The organism is Ruegeria sp. BF10 (genome assembly GCF_056538725.1).
In genome coordinates this window covers 426,779-451,058 of sequence record NZ_JBQFTR010000002.1, presented here as the reverse complement: position 1 = coordinate 451,058, position 24,280 = coordinate 426,779, and the positions used below count along the sequence as shown (strand labels likewise).

The 24,280-nt window shown below is 59.4% G+C and carries 23 protein-coding genes; 2 read left to right on the top strand and 21 right to left on the bottom strand.

What is annotated here, in order from left to right; genetic code table 11:
- Nucleotides 1–4: 4 nt before the first annotated feature.
- On the top strand, nt 5–2,185 hold the full coding sequence (gene katG, locus ACR0DJ_RS11860; RefSeq protein ID WP_480685076.1) for a catalase/peroxidase HPI: 2,181 nt from the start codon (nt 5–7) through the stop codon (nt 2,183–2,185).
- 86 nt (nt 2,186–2,271) lie between these two features.
- On the opposite strand, the gene ACR0DJ_RS11855 is transcribed toward katG, so the two are convergent.
- The 21 genes from ACR0DJ_RS11855 to ACR0DJ_RS11755 all read right to left on the bottom strand — a co-directional run bounded on the left by ACR0DJ_RS11855 (nt 2,272) and on the right by ACR0DJ_RS11755 (nt 23,366).
- Nucleotides 2,272–3,786, bottom strand: coding sequence for a malonate--CoA ligase (locus tag ACR0DJ_RS11855; protein ID WP_480685075.1), 1,515 nt, complete (start codon nt 3,784–3,786; stop codon nt 2,272–2,274).
- Nucleotides 3,787–3,791: 5 nt separating this feature from the next.
- The gene (locus ACR0DJ_RS11850; RefSeq protein WP_170345147.1) at nt 3,792–4,025 is read right to left on the bottom strand and encodes a hypothetical protein; all 234 of its coding nucleotides are present in this window, start codon (nt 4,023–4,025) and stop codon (nt 3,792–3,794) included.
- 93 nt (nt 4,026–4,118) lie between these two features.
- A complete protein-coding gene (locus ACR0DJ_RS11845) occupies nt 4,119–5,633 on the bottom strand; it encodes an aldehyde dehydrogenase (NADP(+)) (RefSeq protein WP_480685073.1) in 1,515 nt (504 codons plus the stop codon).
- 72 nt (nt 5,634–5,705) lie between these two features.
- Nucleotides 5,706–6,386, bottom strand: coding sequence for a GntR family transcriptional regulator (locus ACR0DJ_RS11840; protein WP_480685071.1), 681 nt, complete (start codon nt 6,384–6,386; stop codon nt 5,706–5,708).
- Nucleotides 6,387–6,575: 189 nt separating this feature from the next.
- Nucleotides 6,576–7,601, bottom strand: a complete 1,026-nt coding sequence (locus tag ACR0DJ_RS11835; RefSeq protein WP_480685069.1) for a trans-3-hydroxy-L-proline dehydratase — start codon at nt 7,599–7,601, stop codon at nt 6,576–6,578.
- 7 nt (nt 7,602–7,608) lie between these two features.
- On the bottom strand, nt 7,609–8,712 hold the full coding sequence (locus ACR0DJ_RS11830) for a cis-3-hydroxy-L-proline dehydratase (RefSeq protein ID WP_425079190.1): 1,104 nt from the start codon (nt 8,710–8,712) through the stop codon (nt 7,609–7,611).
- Nucleotides 8,713–8,727: 15 nt separating this feature from the next.
- A complete protein-coding gene (locus ACR0DJ_RS11825) occupies nt 8,728–9,978 on the bottom strand; it encodes an NAD(P)/FAD-dependent oxidoreductase (protein WP_480685068.1) in 1,251 nt (416 codons plus the stop codon).
- Nucleotides 9,979–10,044: 66 nt separating this feature from the next.
- On the bottom strand, nt 10,045–10,977 hold the full coding sequence (locus ACR0DJ_RS11820; protein WP_480685067.1) for a 4-hydroxyproline epimerase: 933 nt from the start codon (nt 10,975–10,977) through the stop codon (nt 10,045–10,047).
- The gene (locus ACR0DJ_RS11815; RefSeq protein WP_170345154.1) at nt 10,968–11,927 is read right to left on the bottom strand and encodes a dihydrodipicolinate synthase family protein; all 960 of its coding nucleotides are present in this window, start codon (nt 11,925–11,927) and stop codon (nt 10,968–10,970) included. Before ACR0DJ_RS11815 ends, ACR0DJ_RS11820 begins: the two co-directional genes overlap by 10 nt.
- A 39-nt stretch (nt 11,928–11,966) precedes the next feature.
- Nucleotides 11,967–12,689, bottom strand: coding sequence for an amino acid ABC transporter ATP-binding protein (locus tag ACR0DJ_RS11810; RefSeq protein WP_170345155.1), 723 nt, complete (start codon nt 12,687–12,689; stop codon nt 11,967–11,969).
- Complete coding sequence (locus tag ACR0DJ_RS11805) at nt 12,686–13,348, bottom strand: amino acid ABC transporter permease (protein ID WP_152460596.1); 663 nt, start codon at nt 13,346–13,348, stop codon at nt 12,686–12,688. The genes ACR0DJ_RS11810 and ACR0DJ_RS11805 overlap by 4 nt, the downstream gene beginning before the upstream one ends.
- A gap of 11 nt (nt 13,349–13,359) precedes the next feature.
- Nucleotides 13,360–14,022 carry an amino acid ABC transporter permease gene (locus ACR0DJ_RS11800; RefSeq protein WP_425079193.1) on the bottom strand — a complete coding sequence of 221 codons (663 nt, stop codon included), beginning with the start codon at nt 14,020–14,022 and terminating at the stop codon, nt 13,360–13,362.
- Nucleotides 14,023–14,091: 69 nt separating this feature from the next.
- Nucleotides 14,092–14,892: a transporter substrate-binding domain-containing protein gene (locus tag ACR0DJ_RS11795; RefSeq protein WP_170345158.1), complete on the bottom strand. Its 801-nt coding sequence runs from the start codon at nt 14,890–14,892 to the stop codon at nt 14,092–14,094.
- Between the two features lie 15 nt (nt 14,893–14,907).
- Complete coding sequence (locus ACR0DJ_RS11790) at nt 14,908–15,069, bottom strand: hypothetical protein (RefSeq protein WP_480686263.1); 162 nt, start codon at nt 15,067–15,069, stop codon at nt 14,908–14,910.
- 252 nt (nt 15,070–15,321) lie between these two features.
- Nucleotides 15,322–16,557: a Tm-1-like ATP-binding domain-containing protein gene (locus tag ACR0DJ_RS11785; protein WP_480685064.1), complete on the bottom strand. Its 1,236-nt coding sequence runs from the start codon at nt 16,555–16,557 to the stop codon at nt 15,322–15,324.
- A 13-nt stretch (nt 16,558–16,570) separates the two neighbouring features.
- Nucleotides 16,571–17,512, bottom strand: a complete 942-nt coding sequence (locus ACR0DJ_RS11780) for a phosphotransferase enzyme family protein (protein WP_480685063.1) — start codon at nt 17,510–17,512, stop codon at nt 16,571–16,573.
- A complete protein-coding gene (locus ACR0DJ_RS11775) occupies nt 17,509–18,804 on the bottom strand; it encodes an aspartate aminotransferase family protein (protein WP_480685062.1) in 1,296 nt (431 codons plus the stop codon). The genes ACR0DJ_RS11780 and ACR0DJ_RS11775 overlap by 4 nt, the downstream gene beginning before the upstream one ends.
- Before the next feature lie 15 nt (nt 18,805–18,819).
- Nucleotides 18,820–20,304, bottom strand: coding sequence for an aldehyde dehydrogenase (locus tag ACR0DJ_RS11770; RefSeq protein WP_480685061.1), 1,485 nt, complete (start codon nt 20,302–20,304; stop codon nt 18,820–18,822).
- 5 nt (nt 20,305–20,309) lie between these two features.
- Entirely contained in the window at nt 20,310–21,830 is a 1,521-nt protein-coding gene (locus ACR0DJ_RS11765; protein ID WP_425079200.1) for a tripartite tricarboxylate transporter permease, read from the bottom strand.
- Between the two features lie 7 nt (nt 21,831–21,837).
- Nucleotides 21,838–22,374: a tripartite tricarboxylate transporter TctB family protein gene (locus tag ACR0DJ_RS11760; protein WP_480685060.1), complete on the bottom strand. Its 537-nt coding sequence runs from the start codon at nt 22,372–22,374 to the stop codon at nt 21,838–21,840.
- Nucleotides 22,375–22,436: 62 nt separating this feature from the next.
- Complete coding sequence (locus ACR0DJ_RS11755; protein ID WP_480685058.1) at nt 22,437–23,366, bottom strand: tripartite tricarboxylate transporter substrate binding protein; 930 nt, start codon at nt 23,364–23,366, stop codon at nt 22,437–22,439.
- Nucleotides 23,367–23,474: 108 nt separating this feature from the next.
- Between ACR0DJ_RS11755 and ACR0DJ_RS11750 the strand changes: the two genes are divergently transcribed.
- Complete coding sequence (locus tag ACR0DJ_RS11750; RefSeq protein WP_480685057.1) at nt 23,475–24,254, top strand: IclR family transcriptional regulator; 780 nt, start codon at nt 23,475–23,477, stop codon at nt 24,252–24,254.
- The last annotated feature ends 26 nt before the right edge of the window (nt 24,255–24,280 follow it).

The following is a 24,280-nucleotide window of genomic DNA, read 5'->3' as shown; positions in this document are numbered from 1 at the left end:
TACAATGGACGGTACCCCCCACAATCATCAATCCGGCGGCTGCCCCGTCATGCATGGCGGCAATACTGGAACGGGCAATTCCGTCACCAAGTGGTGGCCGGACTCGCTGAACCTGGACATTCTGAGCCAGCACGACACGCGCACCAACCCGATGGATGCGGATTACAATCACCGAGAAGCGGTCAAGGGCCTGGACTTCAAGGCGGTTCGTGCCGATGTCGAGGCGCTGCTGACCGACAGTCAGGACTGGTGGCCGGCAGACTGGGGTCACTACGGTGGGCTGATGATCCGTCTGGCGTGGCACTCGGCCGGGTCTTACCGTCTGGGGGATGGTCGAGGTGGCGCCGGTTCGGGCAACATCCGGTTTGCGCCGCTGAATTCATGGCCGGACAATGCAAGCCTGGACAAAGCCCGGCGTCTGTTGTGGCCGGTGAAAAAGAAATACGGCAACGCGCTGTCCTGGGCTGACCTGATCGTTCTGTCGGGCACGGTGGCCTATGAAGCCATGGGGCTGAAGACCTTTGGCTTTGGGTTTGGTCGCGAAGATATCTGGGGGCCCGAGAAAGATGTTTACTGGGGGTCGGAAAACCAGTGGCTGGCCCCGTCCGAGAATCGCTATGGCGATCTGGAAACCCCCGGCACGCTGGAAAACCCTCTGGGTGCGGTGCATATGGGCCTGATCTATGTGAACCCCGAAGGCGTGAACGGCAATCCGGATCCGGCCAAAACCGCGCTGCATATCCGTGAGACCTTTGCCCGTATGGCGATGGATGACGAAGAGACCGCGGCGTTGACCTGCGGTGGTCATACGGTCGGCAAGGCCCATGGTGCGATGCCAGGCGACAATATCGGCGCCGAGCCCGAAGCCTGCCCCGTGTCCAGCCAGGGTCTGGGATGGGAGAACCCTGATCAGAACGGTAAAGCGGCCAATGCCTTTACCTCGGGGATTGAAGGGGCGTGGACGAAAGAGCCCCTGAAATTTGACATGGGCTATTTCGACTATCTGTTCGGCTATGAATGGGAGCTGGGCAAATCACCCGCCGGTGCCCATCAGTGGCAGCCCGTCAACATGCCCGAAGACGAAAAGCCGATCGACCCGACCGACCCCACTGTTCGTCGCATGCCGATGATGACCGATGCGGACATGGCGATGAAGGTCGACCCGACCTACAACGCGATCTGTCAGAAATTCATGGCGGATCCGGATTATTTTGCCGATACATTCGCACGTGCCTGGTTCAAGTTGACTCACCGCGACATGGGTCCGCGCGTCAACTATTATGGCCCGGATGTGCCGTCAGAAGACCTGATCTGGCAGGATCCGATCCCGGCTGGTTCGACAGATTATGACATTGATGCCGTCAAGGCCAAGATCGCAGACAGCGGCCTGACCGCGGTCGAGATGATCACCACCGCCTGGGACAGTGCCCGCACCTTCCGTGGCTCGGACAAGCGCGGTGGCGCAAATGGCGCGCGCATCCGACTGGCGCCGCAAAAGGACTGGGCAGGCAACGAGCCAGAGCGTCTGGCAAAAGTGCTGGGTGTGCTGGAACCGATCGCGGCTGAAACCGGTGCCTCGATTGCCGACGTGATCGTTCTGGCGGGCAATGTCGGGCTGGAGCAGGCGATCAAGGCCGCAGGCTTTGACGTGGCGGTTCCGTTCTCGGCCGGTCGCGGCGACGCGTCGGACGAGCAGACCGATGTGGACAGTTTCTCGGTACTTGAGCCGCTGGCGGACGGGTTCCGCAACTGGCAGCTGAAGGAATACGCGGTCTCGCCAGAGGCAATGATGCTGGATCGTGCGCAACTGCTGGGTCTGACCGCGGCCGAGATGACCGTTCTGGTCGGTGGTCTGCGTGTGCTGGGTGCCAACCATGGCGGATCGCCGCATGGTGTCTTCACTGACCGGGTGGGCCAGCTGACAACCGACTTTTTCGTCAACCTGACGGATATGTCGCTGAGCTGGCATCCGGTTGACGGAGGCACCTATGAGCTGCGCGACCGCGCCTCGGGTGAGGTCAAGTTCACCGCAACCAGCGCAGATCTGGTCTTCGGTTCGAACTCGATCCTGCGCAGCTATGCTGAGGTCTACGCTCAGGACGACAATGCCGAGAAGTTCGTGCGCGACTTTGTGGCGGCATGGACCAAGATCATGAACAACGACCGGTTCGATCTGGTTGCCTGACTCATGAATAAATCAGGCGGGGACACCCTCGCCTGGTTTTCTTTTCAGGGGCTGCATCCGCTGATCCCCGCTGTGCCGAGACCCACTCATACGGTCATGAAGAGGTCTTTGTATCGGTCACGCAGAATGTTCTTTTGAACCTTGCCCATCGTGTTGCGGGGCAGCTCATCCAGAACGATCAGCTTGCGCGGATGCTTGAACCGGGCCAGACTTTCGTGGACCGCGCCCGTTATCGCATCCGGATCAGGGGTCTGGCCGGGCTCTGCCACGATGACACCAACAACCGTTTCACCGAAATCGGGATGCGGCACGCCGATCACGGCGCTTTCCAGAACACCGGGTTGATCATCGAGAACCAGCTCGATCTCTTTTGGGTAGATGTTGTAACCGCCCGAGATGATCAGATCCTTGTTGCGACCAACGATATGGACGTAGCCATCCTCGTCGATGCGGCCCAGATCACCGGTGATGAAAAAGCCGTTGTCGCGCAGTTCGGCAGCGGTTTTTTCAGGCATCTGCCAATACCCTTTGAAGACGTTGGGCCCGCGCACTTCAATTGTGCCGATCTCGCCCGCAGGCAGGGTATTGCCGTCTGAATCACAGATCTTCAGTTCGACCCCGGGCAGCGGGTGCCCGACCGTTCCGGCGCGCCGCTCGCCGTCATACGGGTTTGACGTGTTCATGTTGGTTTCAGTCATGCCATAGCGTTCAAGGATGCGATGCCCCGTTCGTTTTTCGAACTGCACATGGGTTTCCGCCCGCAGCGGTGCCGATCCCGATACGAACAGGCGCATATGGGTGGCCAGTTCCCTGGTAAAACGCGGGTCGTCCAACAGGCGCGTATAGAAGGTTGGGACGCCCATCATCGACGTGGCACAAGGCAAATTGTCGATGATCTGGTCCAGATCGAACTTGGGCAGCCAGATCATGCATCCACCCGCGGCCAGCATGATATTGGTCGCGACGAACAGCCCGTGGGTGTGGAAGATCGGCAGGGCATGCAGCAGTACATCCTGCGAGTTGAAGCGCCATTCCCTGACCAGTGTCCGGGCGTTCGACAGCAGATTGTTCTGGGTCAGCATGGCCCCCTTGGACCGGCCTGTGGTTCCCGATGTATAGAGGAACGCAGCCAGGTCCTCGCCATCGCGGGGGACGGTTTCGAAACGTGTCGGCATGGTCGCGGCCAGATCTGACAGAGACCCGCTGCCATCCGCGTTCAGCGTCTCTACCCGGGCGCCCAGCTGCGCGCCGACAGGGGTGAGTTTTTCCTCACTTTCGGTGTCGCATATAATCAGCGCGGCCCCGCTGTTTTCAATGAAATAGGTCAATTCATCGACCGTGTAGGCGGTATTCAGGGGCAGGAACACCAGGCCGGCTTGGGCGCAGGCAGCATAAAGCGCCAGCGCCTCGGGTGACTTCTCAACCTGCGCCGCAACACGATCACCGGGATTCAGGCCCAGATGCTTGGCCACATGTGCAATCTGCGCCGCTTTGCCTAGAAAGTCCTGATGGGAAATCGTTGTCCCGCCCAGCAGCCGCAAAAAAGGTGTGCCTTTGCCAGCATGAATGCCGAACAGGCCGTCATAGAGGGGGTTGGCCATCAGGTTTACCTTTCTTGAAGTATGGCGAGAGAGGTGGATGCAGCGAGGAAATGGATCTCGAATGAGGCGATCATCTCATGGGTATTGGCGAATTGTTCATGGTATTGGGCAACACGGGTCAATTCATACAGGTAGTTGACCATGGTGCCAACGGATCGGGCCGTGATTGCGTTGCCATGAACCGATTGATCAAAAGCACTGTTACCCAAATGAAACTGTGCAATTGGATCCGGGGGCATGTGCCTCCGTCCCCTGTCGCTTGGCAGTTACAACCGCCGACACCCTGCTGCGCATCGTGCTTTCAGAGTATCGGCGGGTGTCGACTGATTTCCCTATGAGAAGTGTTCCGGCAGCAAGGCATCCGGCAGGTTCTGATAGCAGACAGGACGCAGGAAACGTCGGATCGACAATGTGCCCACGGATGTTGCGCCGAAATTGGTCGAAGCCGGGTAGGGGCCGCCATGGACCATGCTGTCACATACCTCGACCCCCGTGGGGAAGCCGTTGGCCAACACGCGTCCGGCCTTGCGTTCAAGGATCGGCAGCAGGGATCGCGCCATGCCCATGTCGGCCTCGTCCATATGCAGGGTGCAGGTCAGCTGCCCGTGCAATCCGCGCGCGACGTCGTGCATTTCGTCGGGTGTCTCGGCGGTAACGATGATGCCCAGCGGGCCAAACACCTCTTCCGCGAGGGTTTCGTTGGCCAGCCATGTCGCGGCGCTTGTTTGGTAAAGGAAGGGGGTTGCGTTGCGCTGATCGCATGTCGAAGCCAAAACCTCGTGAACGCCAGCGGTTTCAGCAACACGGGCCTGACCGTTGCGATAGGCGTCGGCGATGCCGTCGGTCAGCATGGTCTGCGCCGGTACTTCGGTCAATGCGGCCTGTGCGATCTCGGCGAAACGGTCCGTTGCTTCACCTGCCGCCATCACGACGACGCCCGGGTTGGTGCAGAACTGACCTGCGCCCATCGTCAGCGAGCCGGCCCAGCCTTTGGCGATGTCTTCACCCCGGTTTGCCAGTGCCGCATCCAGAATGAACATGGGGTTGACCGATCCAAGCTCACCAAAAAACGGAATCGGTTCGGCGCGTGCGGCGCACAGATCGAACAGGGCGCGACCGCCCGCAAGCGATCCGGTGAACCCGACCGCCTTGATCAGAGGGTGTTGCACCAAGGCTGAACCCACAGCCGGGCCGCCGTCCTGGATCAGGCTGAAAACACCGGGATGAATGTTGCACCGGCGGGTGGCTGCGAGGATTGCTTCGGCGATGATTTCGCCGGTGCCCGGGTGGGCGCCGTGGCCTTTGACGACAACCGGGCAGCCGGCAGCCAATGCGGCGGCGGTGTCCCCCCCGGCGGTGGAAAATGCCAGCGGGAAATTTGATGCGCCGAACACCGCGACCGGGCCGATCGGGCGCTGGATCATCTTCAGATCGGGCCGGGGCAGGGGCGCACGGTTCGGCAGCGCGCTGTCGTGGCGCCGGTCCAGATAATCGCCGCTGAGGATATGCGTTGCAAACAGCCTCAGCTGCCCCGACGTGCGGCCCCGCTCACCTTGCAGCCGAGCCTCGGGCAGGCCGGTTTCCTGAGTGCCAATCTCGGTGATTGCATCGGCGCGCGCTTCGATCTCGTCGGCAATGGCGTTCAGAAAGGCGGCGCGTTCTTCCCGAGAGGAATAACCATAACTCCAAAACGCCTCTTCTGCGGCCTGCGCAGCGGCGTCGACGTCTGAAATCCGACCTTTCGAAAAGTCATGCGATGGCCCATGTGCGGGTTGTGACGCAAAGAAATCGTCACCAGCAAGCCAGTTGCCGGCGATCAGGTGCTTGCCATGCGGAGTAAAGGTCATTTGGGCCTCGTATTTCGGGATGTCCAGATTTATGGATAATGTATCCAAAATAACGGGACATGCAAGACCGCCCTAGGGTTCGTCTGTCCCGCGCTTCGAGGCGATCATTTCCAGAAGCTGTTCCTTGGTCCGGCGAATATGCTGCGTCAAGACCTCGCAGGCTTTGTCCACATTGCCTTCCTGCGCCAGCCGCAACAGATCACGATGTTCCTTTTTTGCGGGTTCGCGCTGTTTCATCACGCTCAGGTGCATCCTTACATAACGATCCGATTGCAGGTTGACGCGGTCCAGCAATTCATTGGTCAGCTTCCGCTGTGACGCCGCATAAAGCGCCGAGTGATATTGATAGTTCAATATCCCCCACTTGCCGACGTCATTTTCGTCATATGACGCTTCCATCTGGCTGAGAATCTCGTCGCAACGCGCAAATTCCCTCGGGCCCATATTCGGGATGGCCCGGCGAAACAGATCCACTTCGATCAGGATGCGAAGATCGAAAATTTCACCGATTTCGTCGAGGGAGTGCTTGGTCACCGAGCCGCCGCGATTGTTAGCCCATTGCACCAGACCTTCGGCATTCAGGCGCTTCAGCGCCTCGCGGATCGGCATGCGCGAGACATCATATTCCTCGGCCAGAGCTTCCTGCCGGATCGTCTCACCTTCGGCAAGTTCGCCGCTCAGGATACGTTCACGCAGATCATTTGCGATGACGTCCGGTAGGCTTTGTTTCGTGATCGCGCGTTTCCCTGCCATGTCCAATATCCCGCCACGGTTTTTTGGATACAATTACCCGTAATCATCGACTTTTCCAAGCCGAACTTGGATTTCGACCCATGTTCGACCCATGCCCGAGATCTGGAAAAGCCTGAATCTGCTTATGAATCCGTAACCAGCCCGCGTATCTTCAGACTTTTCCGTCTCTGAATAATGTGTTTCCCGACATCAAACACCCCAGGTGTCAGACAGGCGATACCCACCGGGCCACGGGTCGTCAGGGTCCAGCATGTGCTGATGTATTCCGGTGATCCAACCGCGACCGCTGATTTCAGGAACGATTGCCGGGCGGCCACCTATCTGCACAGTGTCAAGGATCCGACCGGTAAATCGTGATCCGATGATCGAAACCGCGTCGAAGGTCTGGCCGGGTTTCATCACCCCCTTGGCCGCCATCAGCGCCATGCGGGCAGACACCGCGGTACCCGTTGGTGAACGGTCAACCTTACCCGGCTGGATCGCCACGGCGGACTTGCCGCTTAGAGCGGTTTCCGTCTCGCTCAGCGGGCCGCAAAAGGCGCAGAACGATATATGATCCCAGTCCGGGTTCTCGGGATGAGAGAACCCAAGCTGTTCATTGGCGGCGTTTGTGATCTTTACCCCCAACCGGGCTATGTCGCGGGCCTCATTATCGACGATTGCAAACCCAAGCGTCTGCGCATCGACGACCACGAAGCTGTCGCCGCCATAAGCGGTATCTACCGTGATCGTGCCCAGTCCGGATACCTCAAGCGGGACCGACAGCTTGTCGGCAAAGCTGGGCAGGTTCTGGACGAAGATGCGCCGCGCCTTGCCATCGCGGCATTCCGCACGCACCCGGACCAGCCCGCCCGGTGCCTCAAGCACCATATGAGTTTCCGGCTCTTTCATCGGAATGATCCCGCCATCCAGCAACACGGTTGAGACACAGATCGAGTTGGACCCCGACATGGGCGGCGTGTCTTCGGGTTCCATGATGATCCAGGCGGCGTCCGCCTCGGGGTGTTTTGGCGGAACCAGAAGGTTGACATGCCGGAACACACCGCCGCGCGGCTCGTTGAGAACAAAGTTGCGCAGTGTCTGGTCCTGCGCAATGAAGCTTCGCTGATCCCAGAGAGTGTCGCCCGGCGGTGGGGCGACACCTCCGACGATGACATCTCCAACCTCACCTTCGGCATGGGCCGAGATCACATGTATGGTTTTGCTGCTGCGCATGTTTACCTCAGCCGTACTGCGCGACAGGAGCACCCAGCGCGTCGAAGATCGGTGTCACGCCCAGACCGGGACGATCTGCTGCGGTCATCCGGCCATTGATACGCTTCGGTGCGCCTTCGGCGATGTCCACGGTACCATAGGAATTGAAATCGGTGGCCGAGAACGTGAACTCGGACGGTGTTGACCGTGCCAGATGGGCGATGGTGGCTGTGGTGATGTCGCCGCCCCATGTGTCCTCGATGGTCATGGGAATACCGTGCGCCACGCACAGATCCCGCATCAGTTTTGCCTTGGTCAGACCTCCTACCTTGGAGATTTTCAGATTGATCACGTCCATGGCGTCATCGGCGATGCCGCGGACCAATGTGTTGGGCGTGTCGATGACCTCATCCATCACGAAGGGCAGCGCGGTGCGGCGGCGGATCGACACGCATTCCTCATAGGTCAAACAGGGTTGTTCCACATAGACATCCAGACCCGAGACCGCGCCCACGACACGGGCGGCCTCGTGCCGGGTCCAGCCGGTGTTGGCATCTGCCACCAGCAGGTCGGTCTTTTTCAGAACCGCGCGGGTGGCATGAATGCGGTCGATGTCGTCATTGGCTTCACCGCCCACCTTGAGTTGGAACTTCGTGTAGCCTTCGGCCGCATAGCCTTCGATCTTTTGCGCCATGATGTCCGGCGCTTCCTGGCTGATCGCGCGATACAGCACCACGTCCTTTTGTGCCGCGCCGCCCAACAGGGTGTAAAGGGGTTGCCCGGTCGCCTTGCCCAGCAGATCCCAGCAGGCGATATCGACAGGCGCCTTGGCATAGGGGTGGCCACGCAGGGCAGCATCCATGGTGCGATTGATCTGGCCGATATTCAGCGGATCCTGCCCGATCAGATGTGGCGACAATTCGGCCAGCCCGGCCCTGACGCCAAGGGCGAAGGACGGAAGATAAGCTGATCCCAGCGGGCAGCATTCGGCATACCCCTTCAGACCTTCATCCGTGATGATCTCGAGAACGGTGCTGTCGAAGACTTCGACATAGTTGCCATTGGACCAGCTGTAGCGGCCTTCCTTCAGCGGAAGATCCACCTGATATACGTTCAGTGCGGTGATTTTCATGAGGTGTTCTCCTGATCAGAAGCGTGTGGATGCGTAAGGCTTCATGTCGAGCGCGGGCTTGGCGTTCGTGACCAGATCCGCGACCAGTTCCGCCGTGCCTGCGGATTGCGTCAAGCCCAGATGGCCATGTCCGAAGGCGTAGAACACCTGTGACGCACGGGCCGAGCGGTCGATCACCGGCAAACTGTCGGGAAGCGATGGCCGGAAGCCCATCCATTGCGTGCCGCCTTCCAAATTCAGGCCAGGCATGAAGCGACCCGCCTTTGCCAGCAACGTGTCGGCGCGTTTGTAATTGGGTGGCAGTTCCAGCCCGCCCAACTCGACCGCGCCTCCGATGCGCACGCCGCCGTTGATCCGAGTCACCACGAACCCATGTCCCCCGAATGTCAGATGGGTGCGCAGGTCAAAGGCCCCTTCGGGCAGGGTGGTGTTGTATCCGCGCTCGGTTTCCAGAGGGATGCGATCACCCAGGGTTTTCGCCAGGTGATGAGACCAGGCCCCGGCGGCCACGATCACCTGTCTTGCTTCAATTTCACCGATCGAAGTCGTCAGGCGAACGGCTGAATCCATCGGTGTGAGCGCATTGATTGCCGCGATTTCAACCTGGCCGCCGCGGGCGGTGAACCGGGTGGCCAAATGTCTTGCCCAGCTGGCCGGATCGACCGTGTTCATCCAGGTGGGCGTAAAACCCGCATGGGTAAATCGTCGGTCAAGCCCGGGCTGGATTTCCGCAATCGCGTCGGGGCTGTCCAGCAGGTCAAAGGGGATGCCGTGATCCTTGCGCATATCCCATGTGGGAAGACTGGCGCGGAATTCGCCTTCACTTTCGAACAACTGCAACTGGCCTTCGCGTTGCATCAGCGCTTCGCCGTCGACATCCGCGATCTGGCGTTCCAGCGCCGCGCGGCTGTGATCCATCAAAGCAGCCTGTGCAGACAAGGCCGCAGCATAGCGATCCTGCCAACTGGCCCGCCAGAACCGCAGCATCCACGGTGCGATGTTCAAAGCGTAAGAGGGGGGGATTGAAAGCGGACCCAATGGATCAAACAGCCATTTCGGAGCTTTGCGCATGATCCCGGGGGTGGCCAACGGCACGATGTCGGTAAAGGCAAAAGCTCCGGCATTCCCTTTCGAGGCACCGGCTCCTACGCCTTCGCGATCCAAAACCAGAACCCGTTTGCCGCGCTTTTGCAATTCCAGTGCCGTGCTGATCCCAATGATACCGGCACCGATCACAACAATATCCGTCGGGTTGTCTTGCAGCATGGCCAGATCTTTTCAAACTGTGGTTCGGTACCGGGGGCCGGATTGCGCCAGTCCCCGATGGTTTTGTCAAAGAAGGATCCCGCCGCGGAACGGATCGTTTTGCGCGAAAATCAATGTGCCCTCGGCCATGATATGCGCCTGCCCGGTCAGGGTTGGAATGACGCCGCCATTGGGGCCGGGCTGATAGCTCAGCCGGTAGGAACTGCCGATCACGCTTTCCTGCACGATCTCAACCCCCGGAGCCAGAACCCCATCCGCCGCCAGACAGGCCAGACGCGCCGAACTGCCGGTCCCGCACGGGGATCGGTCATATTGATCGTCCGGGCACAGGACGAAATTCCGGCTGTGAACGTCTTTGTCCGGGGATTTGTCCTGCAAGATCACGTGGTCCACCGGTTCCCCGTTTTCACCACGCACATTCTGGTCGGTGCAGGCTTTGCGAATTGCAATGGTCAGATCGGTGAGGGCACGGATGTTGCCGGGATTCACGTCCATCGGACTGGGATCGACAATGAAGAACCAGTTACCACCATAGGCCAGATCGCCGGTCACTTTTCCATGGCCTTCGACCTCAACCGACACCGAAGCCCTGACCCGGCGGCTTTCGATATTGGTGACGCGCACCGTATTGGCGTCCAACAGCTCAACCGAGATGACGCCGGCCGGCGTTTCGACCCTGTGCGTTCCCGGACCGATCCGGCCCAGATGCGCCAGAGTAACCCCAAGGCCGATGGTGCCGTGACCGCACATGCCCAGAACGGCGTCGGCATCGAAATAAATCACGCCGGTTTCGCAGCCAGACGTTTCCGGGGCGACCAGAAGCGCCCCGACCATGCCGGGTTGGCCTCGCGGCTCCAGAAGGACCGATTTGTAGAAAGCCTTGTGCTCGGTGGCCAGACGTTGTGCGCGCTCGGCCAGCGGGCCCGACCCCAGATCGGGGCCGCCGTTCAGGATGACCCGCGTGGGCATGCCTCCGGTATGGCTGTCGATCACATGCATTCAGCGATGACTCCGCCCTGGCTGGACCAGTCGGCAAACCATGTGCGGAACAGTCTGTATTGCTGTTCGCAGTAGTTGCGCTGGGCATCCGTCAGTTCGTCGGTTTCGTTGAAGTGCAAGCGGTATTCCTCTTCACCGTTCAGAACCAGCAGGTGCTTATAATACAGCACCAGATCGGTGCCTTCGTCAAAGCTGGCCAGCACGCCAAAGGCTTCTTCAAGCTCGCGCGCGCGCAGGCGCGCTTCGGCATGGCCCGCCGCCGCTTTCTGGCACAGGGCGGCCAGCAGCAGTGCCTCTTTGGGCAAGGCAGTACCAATACCGGTAATAGATCCGGTAGCGCCGCAGTTGACGAAGCCATGGTAAACCTCGGTATCCACACCAACCATCAGTGTCACCTGATCATCTTTCGAGGTGATGTGTTCCGCGGCGTAGCGCAGGTCGCTTTTGCCGCCGAATTCCTTGAACCCAACCAGGTTCGGATGATCTGCACGCAATTCCAGGAACAAATCGGCGCGGGTGGCGAAGCCGTAAACGGGGCTGTTGTAAATGATGGCCGGGATATCCGGCGCGGCTGACAGGATTGCCTTGAAGTGGTTGCGCTGTGCCGGGATGGACGATCCGCGCGACAGCACACGTGGGATGACCATAAGCCCTGCCGCTCCGACCTTTTGCGCATGTGCAGCCAGCGCCACGGCAGATTTCGAGTTTATCGCACCGGTGCCGACGACGACGGGCAGGCCTGCCTCGATCAGGCGTTCGACACCTTGCATGCGTTCGGCATCCGACAGCAACGGCCAGTCGCCCATCGAACCGCAATACACCACGGCCGACATGCCTGCCTGGATCATTTCCTTGCCCTTTTTGACCAGAGCATCGAAATCCGGTGTCCGGTCGGTTTTGCAGGGGGTCATCAGGGCTGGCATGGTGCCGGTGAAGATATTCTTGGACATGAAGGTGATCTTCCTCGTTGTTTCAGGGGGCCGGCGCACTCAGCGCACGTTGGCCAGGAATTTACGGGTGTTTTCGGATTGCGCATCACCGAATATCTGCCCGGGCGGGCCGATCTCTTCCATCATGCCCTGATGGAAATAAGCAACCCGGTCCGACACATCGCGTGCGAAACCCATCTCGTGCGTGACACAGATCATGGTCATCCCTTCTTCGGCCAAAAGGCGCATCGTGTCGAGAACCTCGCCCACCAGTTCGGGGTCCAGCGCTGACGTCGCCTCATCAAACAGCATGTATTCCGGTTCCATCGCCAGCGCGCGGGCGATGGCCAGACGCTGTTGCTGGCCACCCGAAAGGGCCGAGGGGTAGACGCCCAGCTTTTCGCCCAGGCCAACATGGGTCAGTTGGCGGGCGGCGATATCGCGGGCTTCTGATTTTGACAGTCCCTTGACGATCTTGGGGGCGAGCGCGACGTTTTCCAGCGCTGTCAGATGGGGAAAGCTGTTCCATTGCTGAAATACCATCCCCAGCTTCGTGCGCAGCTTGTTGATATCGGTGCCTTTGGCATGAACATCGGTGCCATCGACCCTGACCGAGCCTTGCTGGATCGGCTCCAGCCCGTTGATGCAATACAGCAGGGTCGATTTGCCGGAGCCCGATGCGCCGATCACCGACAGGACCTCTCCTTTCTGCACATCCAGATCGATGCCTTTCAGCACATGCAGGGCGCCGAAATACTTGTGCAGGTCGCGAATTTCGATCATTGGGCCCACCTTTTTTCAAGAGACGCGGAATAGCGCGAAATCGGATAGCTGAGCGCGAAATAGAACGCGCCCGCGATTGTCAGGATCAGGAAAGGTTCCTGCGTGCGGGTGATCAGGATCTGGCTGGCCTTGAGCAGTTCGACATAGCCCAGCACCGAAACCAACGCGCTGTCCTTCATCACTCCCAGTGCGACACCGACCCAGGCGGGGAACACCGCGCGTCCGCCGATTGGGAAGACGACATAGCGCAGGTCCTGCCAATAGGTCATGCCCAGGCTGCGTGCCGCACGGCGCATCGGCGCACCGACGGCCTCGATCCCGCCGCGCGCGACATTTGCAACCAAAGCGGCCGTGTAGATCGACAGGATCACCACGCCCGAGGCGAACGGGTCCAGATTGAGCCCGACAATGGGCGCAAAGTTGTAGAACAGCACCAGTTGGATGATCAGCGGGACGGACCGGAAAACATCCAGAAACGGGGCCACTGTCAGGGCGGCGGCCAGCTTGCCCTCGTACAGGATCCACCCGCACACCACGCCAAGAAGTGTTCCGATGGATATCGACAGAACCGAAATCCAGAGTGTCCGCAGGGCCGCTTCGCCCAGAAACCACAGATCATTGATGGTGAAGCCGCTGAAAAAGCTGACAGTGGGTTCCATCCGAGCGTCCTTCAGTAGCGAAAGAGCCGGGTCGCCAGCAGGCGTGAGGCTCCGAGAATGATTTTGACGATCACGTAGTAGATGACCGCTGTGACGGCGAAATATTCAAAGATGCGGAAGGTGCGCGAGGCAAAGAACTGCGTTTCACCTGACAGTTCCCGGAAGCCGACCAGCATGCCCAGCGAGGACATGAGCACGGCCCAGACCATCTGATTGGTGATCGGGTGATAGACGATGCGAAACACCTGCGGGATCACCACGCGTGTGTAAGCCTGCCACGCGGTCATGCCCAGGGAACGAGAGGCCCGCAACTGCGTCTCGGGGACGGCCTGAAAACCTCCGCGAAAGTTTTCGGCCAGATAACCGGCGCAATTGAAGGTCAAACCCGCCAGCACGATGAAGTAAGGCGACAGGTGCAGGCCGAACGCGCCAAGCCCGAAGCCGAAAAAGAACAGCTGAAACAGGGCGGGCGTGTTTCGGGCCAGTTCAACCCAGGCTGAGGCGAACCAGTACAGCGGCCCCTTCAGGTGCAGCCGCGTCAGCGCAAGACACAGGCCGATGATGATGCCCAGGATCATCGCCAGAACCGCGACTTGCAAGGTCAGCAGTGATGCCTCAAGCAAGTCCGGCAGGCTTTTCATGACCGGTCGCCAGTGGAAGTTGTAATCGAACACAGGTTTTTTCCGAATTGACCGGCTCTTTCGCCAGGCCGAAACCCGACGAAAGAGCACTGGGGAGTGAAATCAGTACATCACGCCGGGGATGCGCAGCTCGGGTGCTTCGCCTCCGACATATTTGCCCCACAGTTCCTGATACCGGCCCGAACGCACCTGATGCGTGACAAACAGGTTCAGGAAGTTCAGCCAGGTGACGTCCTGTCTTTTGCCCACGACCGAGGTGTAGTCGGTGGTCCAGGGCATACGCGGACCGGCCAGCACGGTTTCATATTGCTGGGTGATCGGCAGAACGGCGGTGTTGGTGGTGATGCCGATATCGGCCTTGCCCTGCGCGACCGCCAGAAACACCTCGTTTTCCGACTGATAGCCCTGATAATTGCCTTCCTCACCCCATTCGGCGGCAATCTTCAGCCATTCCTGTTCCGGCACGGTGCCAATCGCGGCGGCGACGCGTTTGCCGCGGATGTCTTCGAAGGTTTCGATCCCGCTGTCCGCGTTCACGACGCCCTGCGCATAGTAGATCGCATAAGGAATGGTAAAGCCCACGGTCCGCGCCCGTTCAAGGCTGTCCGAGGTCGCGCCGAACACGACATCTGCGCGCCCGGTTACGATGACCGGCAGGCGCTCGGCCCAGGTCAAAGGCAGGATTTCCGCCTCAACTTCAAGCGCCGCAGCCAGATCATTGCAGTATTCCACGTCAAATCCCGCCGGTTCGTTGTTGGCGTCGCGATACCCGATCGGCGGAAAGTCCAGAACAACGCCACAGCGAAGAGTGCCGCGATCCACGACATCGTCGAGCGTGTCCGCCATCGCAGGACCTGTTGTGAACGTGGTGAGGGCCGCCAAAGCGACGAGTTTCTTGAGCATGTGATCCTCCCTGAATCAAAAGATGCGGTCACGAATAACGGATATTGGATACAACATCCACATAAATTTGCCATCGGCAACCGACACGCGCCCGTATCCGGCTTCCGGGTGGATCAAATGTTCAAGAAACGCCCTTCGCTGATTGATCGTCTTGGGGGTGGGGGGCAGGCCGATCATCAAAACGTAGGGGAAACGCTTTTTGCGCAACATCCCAAGAAGAACCGGTCATTCTGACCCGGTCCGCGTGGTGCAGCCTGCACCGGGCCGGGATGGACCAAGACAACACCAACACGTTCTGGAACCGTCCGTCTGAAGACTGGGTGCCCGAGGTTTACGGAACCGACCCGCACAAATCCGGCCAGGTGCCACAATTCGCTGTCAGACAACGCGCAGGGTTGTTTTGCCCTTTCCCACTCCTTCCAATGGCGTTCAGTCTGTACTGATGACGCCGGTTTCCACCCACGTGTCAAATCGTGACAGAACAGCCTGACAGAAAGCCGCGTCGTTGATGTGAACATCCAGCTCGGTCATCGGCACCCGGCCGGGCATGACCTTGCGCGCCTCGTCCACCATTTCGGCCAGAGCCTCTGGATCATGCGCCTCTTCGCCTTCCCTGTCCCAGGCCTCGACACCCTGAACGGGCAAAAAGAAATGCACGGGCCCGGTTGCGGCTTCCAGACGGTTGGCGAGTTCCCGAATCCACGCGCGCCGTTCAGCCCCGTTGAAGACCGAGCTTTTGATCAGGCGGTTGTGTTCGTGGAACGGGCGATCGGCATATTGCTCGGGGATGTCCTGCCAACCCGCGAAATCCAATAGGTCCAACGCACCGGGGGCCACCATCTGTGGCGTTCCAACGCGCCCGGCATTGGTGACCCGGTCATCGCCGCTGGAGACAACGGAACCCGCCATCAGGTTGCCGAATTCCTGCATGCAGAAGTCCATCACGCAGGCAAACGCGCCTTCGCCCGCCAGTTTTTCATAAGCCATGCCGCCCATGCCGGTAGAGTGGAACACGGCCACTTCAAACCCGCGGTCTTCCAGTGCCGGTTTCAGAATTTTCATGTAACGCAGGCAGGACGAACCAAGGCTGGTCATCCCGATCAGAGGTTTGCTGCGATCGGGGGCGGTCGCTGCCCTGGCTGCGCCCACGACGGCCCCGGCAGCCTGGCTGAGCGACGATTTGCAGATCGAATTCATGCCATACAGGCCGCCGGCCCAGAGGATCATCTGAACATCCGGCGCCAACCGGTGCGGAGGGATCAGAGGCGAGAAGCTGACCGTTGACACGATGTATTTGGGAACGCCCATCGGCAGCGCCTGCGCACAATCCAGCGCAAGGTCCGTGCCCATGGTCCCGCCCGTGGCCAGCATCCCGTCAAACCGACCTTCTGAATAAGCCTTTGCAACGGTTTTTGCGGCACCTGCCGACATTATGCGAAAGGCCTTGTTCTCGTCTCCTTGCGCGATGACTTCTTCAATGGTCATGCCAACGGCTGCGGCCACGTCGTGCTTTGAGATATCAGTCGGATCGGACGCATCACCCAGAACCGAGACATCCATGGTCAGCACGTCAGCGCCCTGCGCTCTGACTGCCTTTTCGATGAACCGCATTTCGGGCTCTTTGGTGTCATACGTACCAATCAGCAGGATTGTCTTTTTGGCCATTGGTGCCTCCTGTCTAAGTGTGCTGTTGAAGGTATTTGGTCATCAACCCTCGGGCGGTTTCAATGAACCGCACGTTGCGTATGTCCGATCCATCTTCGTTCAGGCGGGATGCAACCCATCCCACGTAGGTTACGGCGCGCAGTGCCATGAACAGGTCGAGTTGCGTGGTGCAGATCGGTCGTTCCGATCGGTACCCCGCCAGCAAAGCACCGCGCAGCCGGTTGAAATCCGGTTCGTGCAGGTTCTTGAGAAGTGTTGTTGCGATATCAAACAGGCGAAAACCGAACCCGGCATCGTCGAAGTCGATCAGCCACAGTTTGTCACCATCAACCATGACGTTTTCGCGGACAAGATCGGCGTGGATCAGCCCGTAATCTAACTGATTTTCGACGCGCCGAAGGTCACGATCTGCGATATCCCGGAACGTCAGGAAAAGGGCCCGGTCCGTTTCTCGAAGCGTTGGGTTTTCCCAGAAACGCCCCCAGAGAGGGGTGTCTCCAAGCAGCCCGCCCCGGTCCCATGACCAACGCGCGAAGTCGTGCGGACGAGTCCATTGGTCACTGATGTCATGCAGTCGCGCCATTTCCTGGCCAATTGTGTGGAAGACGCCGGTCCTGTCGCGCTGCTCCAAGGCTGATCCGGTCGCACCCAACGGCCGGCCCGGCAACCAGTTGAGCATGTCGACCTGAATGCCGTCCACCAGATGCAGATAGCGTCCATCTGCGGCCGGGACAGGCGTTGGAACCCGGACCCCGTTTTTGCCGAGAACGGCCATCCATTGTAGCTCTGAACGGAGTTCGGCATCGGTTCGCAAGCCTTTGCGATGCAGTCGCAGAGCATAGGCGGTCTGGCCGGCCTGAACGCGATAGACGCGGTTTTCCCGAGCAGCCACAAGAGACCATTCGCTATCGACCAGTTCCCAAAGGGTCAGCGCCTGTTCCACGATCTGCTTCATGCGACCAGTGGCGTTTCCGCCAACACGTCGTCCAGCGTGTCGAAAAGAAGATCCGCGTTTTCGACAGAGAATGGCATGGGAGGGCGAATTTTCAGAGTGTTCTTATGGCGTCCAAGCTTGGAGTGAATGATCCCGCGCTGGCGCATGGTGTTGATGATACGGTCGGTGAATTCACTGGCGGGTTCCTTGCTGTCGCGATCAAGGACCATTTCGGCCCCGAATATCAGCCCCGAGCCGCGTATGTCTCCGATGACGGTATACTTTTCTTTCAAAAGCTTCAGTCGTTTTCGCGCGTGGTCGCCTACGGATCTGGCATGTGCGACCAGGCTGTGGTCTTCGATCTCTTGCAAAACCGCCATTGCGGCAGCACAGGAAACAGGGTTTCCGCCAAACGTGTTGAAGTACCGATATCCCCTGCGGAACGCCGAAATGATCTCGGAACGTGTGACCACGCCGCCCACCGGATGGCCGTTGGCCATGGGTTTGCCCAAGGTCATGACATCCGGCACAACGCCCATCTTCTGATGTGCCCACATATGGGTCCCGGTTCGGCCAAAGCCTGATTGCACCTCGTCGCAGATCAACAGGCCGCCGGCCTGGCGTACGACCTTGGCCGTGGGTGCCAGCCAACCGTCCGGATTGTCGGGAAACCCCTCGTTCAGAAAATAAGGGCAGAGGATCAATGCGGCAAAACCGGTGCCGGCCTTTTCGTGCTCGGCAATCTGTTCCGCCACGGCATCGGCGAATTTTGACCCGTCCGGGTCGGGATCGCGATAGCTGTCGGGCGCGCTGACAAAGCGGCAATACTGGCTCAGCCCGAAGCCGACTGTCGGGATGTTCGATCTGCTCAACTGGCTGACCAGCGCGGTATTTCCGTGATAGGTGGCGTCAGTGGCAATGATCCCTCGTTTTCCGGTCATCGCCTCGGCCATTCGCAAAGCAATGTCATTTGCCTCGGAACCGGTGCAGGTGAGGATGGCCGTATCCAGCGCTGCATCCATCGTCCCGGTCAGTTTTTCCACATAGTCCAGAATCCCGTCGTGCAGATACCGGGTGTGCGTGTTGAGCGTGCGCGCCTGACGGCAGATCGCCTCGACCACGCGCGGGTTGCAATGCCCTACATGTGGCACGTTGTTGTAGCAGTCCAGATACTTGCGCCCGTCTGCATCCCACAGCCAGACGCCTTCACCTTTCACGAAATGAACCGGCTCGTCGTAGAACGTCGACACGTTAGGGCCCAATAGCTTGGCCCGGCGCTCAATGAGTTCAACTGATTTCGCTGGAAGAGTCATGAGGGCGGCCTTTTCTCAGAGTTTTATCCATGCGGTTTTCAGATCGAAGTATTTCTCGATCGCGTGCAGCGATTTGTCGTGCCCGTTGCCGGATTGGCGAACCCCGCCCAGCGGAACGGTCAGGTCGGCACCGCCATAGGTATTGACATGCACAACGCCAGCGCGAATGCCGGCGACCATGCGATGCGCGCGGCCGAGGTTCGAGGTCCAGACACCACCGGCCAGCCCATAGACCGTGGCATTGGCAAGGCGGATCGCTTCGTCTTCGTCCGCAAAGGGCGTGACGGCCAGAACAGGGCCGAAGACTTCGTTCTGGAACAGGGTGTCGGTCTCTTTCACGTTGGCCATGACGGTCGGCGCCATGTAATAGCCGCCGGTCTCTGTCAGGATGCGGTTTCCGCCGGTCCGGCGCTCGGCGCCTTCGGCCTCGGCCTTGGTGACGAATTCCAGATTGGCCTGAAGTTCCGGCAGGTTGTGGACCGCACCGATCTGGCTGCTCAGATCCAGCGGGTCGCCGACGCGAAAGCCTTCGGCGTGGCGGCTGATCTCGGTCACGAAGTCTTCGTAAATCTCGTGCTGGACCAGCAGGCGCGAACCGGCGACACAGACCTGACCAGAGTTGCGGAAGATGCCAGCGGCGGAAACCTTGGCCGCTTCGGCCAGATCAGGGGCGTCGGCAAAAACGATGTTCGGGGACTTGCCCCCCAGTTCCAGATAGCAGCGTTTCAGGTTCGACCGCGCGGAATACTCCAGCAGCCGCCGCCCGGTTGTGCCCGACCCGGTAAACACCATGATGTCGACATCCATCGACAGGGCCAGCGCCTCACCCACGACCGAGCCACGCCCGGTCACGACGTTGAACACCCCATCGGGCACTCCGGCTTCCGCAGCAAGCTCGGCTATCTTGAGCAGGCTGAGTGAGGCGCTTTCGGCAGGTTTCAGCACGACGGAATTGCCTGCGGCCAGTGCCGGTGCAATTTTCCAGCTGCCGATCATCAGTGGAAAGTTCCAGGGCACGATGGCCCCGACAACCCCGACCGGAGCGTGATGCACAAGACCCAGGACGTCATCGCTTGTCGGGGCGATTTGTCCGTAAATCTTGTCGATCGCCTCGGCATAATACCGGAAAGTGGCCGCCGCCGAGAGTGCCTCGGCCTTGTAAGCCATGGTGATCTCGGTTCCGTTGTCGCGCACGCCCAGCACGGCCAGTTCAAGCGCCCGTGCTTCGATCAGGTCAGCCAGTTTCAGCAGCACTTTCTTGCGGCCGGCAGGGGCCATGCGCGACCATCGCCCATCCTCGAACGCGAGGCGCGCCGCACGCACGGCCATGTCGACATCGGCCGGCGTGCCCTCGGCAATCAGCGCCAGAGGTTGGCCGTTGATCGGAGACAGAACCTGATGCCGGGCCCCGGTTTCGCCATCCTGAACGCGTCCGTTTATGAAATGCCCGCGCGGAGCAATGTCCTGCGCACGCAGCGCATCAATCGAGGATTGGTCCATGGGGGTTATCCTTGCTGAGTTGTGTCTTCGTCGAGAACCGGCTGCGGTGTGATGCGTTCCTTGTGTTCCTTGATCAGCGAGCGAACGTGGAGCAGAATGATCCCAAGGATCATGATGAATAGTATTGCGGCAATCGGCCGGTCGATGAAATCAAGTGGCGTCTTCACCCGCGCCATGGCGCTGCGCAGTTTGACTTCCATGATCCCGCCCAGAACCATGCCCAGAATGATCGGAACTATGGGCAGGTTCAGGCGCTTCAGGATCAGCCCGAACACACCGAACCCGGCGGCAATGGCACAGTCCGTGACTGAGTTGCGCAGGCTGAATACACCGACAAAGGACAGCGTCAGGATCATGATCCCCAGAAAGCGCGTCGGGATCTGAATGATCTTCAGCAACAGGTTGGTCGAGAACAAAAGAAAGACCAGAACGATCACATTGAGCAGGATCAGCGACATGTACAGGGCCATGACAAAATCCATCTGATCGGCGAAAAGCTGCGGCCCGGGGATCACGTTGTGAACATAGAAGACGGACAGCATCATCGCGGTCAGCGCCTCGCCCGGAATACCCAGCGCCAGCAGTGGAATCATCGCAGCCCCGGGAACGGCATTGTTGGCCGCCTCGGACGCCACCAGACCTTCTGGTGACCCATCGCCGAACTTGTCGGGGTCTTCAGAGGTTTTCTGAGCGTATGTGTATGACAGGAACTGTGATGTGAATTCTCCTGTGCCCGGTACCATGCCCATGAGCACACCCAGCGATGACGACACCGTTGCGATGCGTTTCACGCCCAGCAGCTCTTTGAGGCCCGCGAAGATGCTGCCGCGCACATGGGCTTCGCCCGGCGCGTGTTCCTTGTCGACCAGCAACAGCAGCGCCTGACTGATGGCGAACAGCCCAAGAACCACCACGATCAGATCGACACCTGACGAAAGCCAGGTTTGGTCAAAGGTGAAACGTTTGGTGTATTTGACGGGTTCCAGACCAACGGTGCTGAGGAAGATGCCGAAGAACGCCAGCATCGCGGCCGAAAAGGTCTGTCCGCGATGGGCCAGGATCACCAGAAGGATGCCCATGAGTGCGGCCAGAAATATCTCGCGGCTGCCGAAATGCGGGGCAACCCAGGCCAATACGGGTGACAGGATGATCAGACAGAGAATCGAGAAGATGCCGCCGAAAAACGACGCAGAATAGGCCAGCGACAGGGCCCGGTGGCCCTCGCCGCGCTTGGTCATGGGATAGCCGTCATAGGTGGTCAGTGCGTTGACGGCCGTGCCGGGCGTGTTGATCAGGATGGCGGGGATTGCGCCGCCATACATGGACGACCCGTAGATGCCCAACAGAAGGGTCAGGCCGACGATGGGCTCGAACGCGAAGGTGGCGGGCAACAGGATGGCAATTGCCACAGCAGCGCCGACGCCGGGCAACGCACCGATGATGACGCCGCCCACCGATCCGATGATCAGTGCGACGACGACCTGCCACTGCGCCAGAATTGCAAAGCCGGAAATCAGATTGTCCATCTTGGCCTCACAGGTAGGTCAGCGCAAAGGCGCGCAGCCCGTCGGGCAGGTATTCGTATATCCGACCGGCCGGAATGTTCACCTGAAGCAACGCGCGGAAAACGACGGCCACGACCGCGCCGAAGGCAAGTGCAACGCAAAAAGCCCCAGGCAATCGAAATCCCAATCGTATCGTCAGCAGGGCTGCAAAAAGCATGGTGGAGGGCAGATACCCAAGCCACGGAACCGCCACGACATAGATCAGGAAGTAGGCAACATATTCGAGGGACATCAACCAGAACGTCACCTCTCGCAAACGTCCGGGAATGCGTGGGGACAGGAAAGAGCCCAGCAAGTGGAGGCCGCTGAACAAAACCATGCCCCAGATCGCGATCTTGGGCCAAAGGGCGGGCTGCGCAAACCACTTGGTTCGTTTGACGATCTGAGTCTCAGTGCCGATCTGGCTGAGGAGGAACAGGGAGAAACCGAAGAAAAGGAAGGCAAAGACAATATCGCCCGGACGTCGATACCGTCGGAACATGTCTTGCAGCGTCTTTGCGATCATTTTGGCCTCCTGTTTGAATGAAAAAGGCCCGGGTTGTTTGGCCTTGCCGGGCCTCTTTCGGATTATTCGGCCAGAATCTCTTCGATCTTGGCGAAAGAGGCTTTGTCCTGCTCGATCTGAGCTTTGGACGCGTCCGGGTCCTGCCAGTAGATCAGGGCGCCGGTTTCCTCAGCCAGCTTCTTGGCTTTGTCCGAGGACAACGCTTTCTGCGCGGCAGCCGTGATCTTTTCACGCGCGTCGGCGGGCGTGTCCTTGTGCACGAACAGCCCGTTCCAAAGGGCCAATGGCAGGTCCGGATTGAGCTCCACGATCGTCGGCGTATCCGGAACCAGTGAAATCCGCTCGCCGCCGATGCTGGCAAGGACGTTCACCTGATCAAGGCAGGGAAGGATAAGCTGTAGCGTCGTATTGATGACATCCACGTCGCCTGAGGCCAGCGTGTTGCAATCCAGTGCGTCGAAGGCCGCTTCGCTGGCAAAGTCGAACCCGCTGCTGACCGCAGCTGCAAAGGTGACCTGTGTGGGGGGCAGAACCGATCCGAAATGGCCAAGCGCAACGTCGTTTTCCTTGCCGTGTTCGGCCAGTTCTTCCCAGCTTGAAAACGGCGCGTCTTTGCTGGCTGCGATGACGAAGGGATAGGTCAGGAAGATGCCAATTGGATCAAAAGGATTCGGGTTGAGTTCGGGAATTCCGATTTCGGGACCGATGACAGGTACGCCGATGACGAATGAGCCGATGGTGTAGCCATCCGCAGGGGCGGTTGCCACCTCGACAGCGCCGGGGAACGGGCCGCCTCCGCCGCCGGGTTTGTTCACGACAGCGGCAGGCACACCGTACATGGCCTGGAATTCGTCGGCGATCATCCGGGTAAGGACATCTTCCAGATCACCCGGAGGCCAGGGGACGACAAAACTTACCGGCTTTTCAGGGTATTCAGCCAGTGCGGCAGTGGCCGAAGCCGCAAAAGCGGCGGCTGTTAGAAATTTCTTCATTGACACCTCCCGTTAGTGGTTCAATATTTGAACCGCGTTAACAATAATAATGTTGCTTTGTTAAGTTAGTTCTGTCAAGTATTACCTGAGCAAGAGGACCACACGCACATGGGTACAGCCCTTAACGCCCTAAAAATGCTGGACTACTTTTCCAATGCCCGCCCTGAGATCGGGCTGAGTCACCTGGCGCGGTTGTCCGGGCTGAACAAAGCAACGGCGTTGCGGCACCTGCGCGCGCTTGAGGAGTTCGGGTTGATCGAACAGAACCCGATGACGAAATCCTATGCGATCGGGCCGGCGGCTTTGCGTTTGGCCGCGCTGCGAGAGATCGCCAGACCCGGCATTGAGGACGCGCGTCAAAAAATGCAGGCCGCTATGCAGGTGGTCGGTGAATCCCTGCATCTGTCTTTGCTGGAGAAAACGGGGTTGCAGACGGCGCTTGTGGTGGAAACAACGCAGCACAGTGTTCGTGTCAGTCTTGATCCCAGCGAGATGCTTCCGCTCAATGCGACGGCTTCCGGTCTGTGCATGCTCAGTTTCGGGCCGGCTTACCTTTTGGAGCAGTTGGATCAGGACGTGCAGGCACAGTTTACACAAGCCACGCTTACTGATCCGAAGCTTATCAAGGAACGAGTCGCAAAGATCAGAGTTTCAGGCTGGGCCGACAGCCGTGGCAGTTACGAAGAAGGCGTTTTTGGATATGCCGCGCCGATCTTCGGCATCGATCAAATCGCATTGGGAACCATCGCGATAGCTGTCCCGGAAACCCGGGCAACCAGCGACCGCCTTCCGGCAATACTGTCAACTTTGCATTCACTTTCGGCTGATCTGACTGCCGGGTTTGGCGGCCAGTTGCCCGACTCCTTTCCAACCGGATTCCACCCGTGACCCGGGGTGGATTCAACATTCGGAGA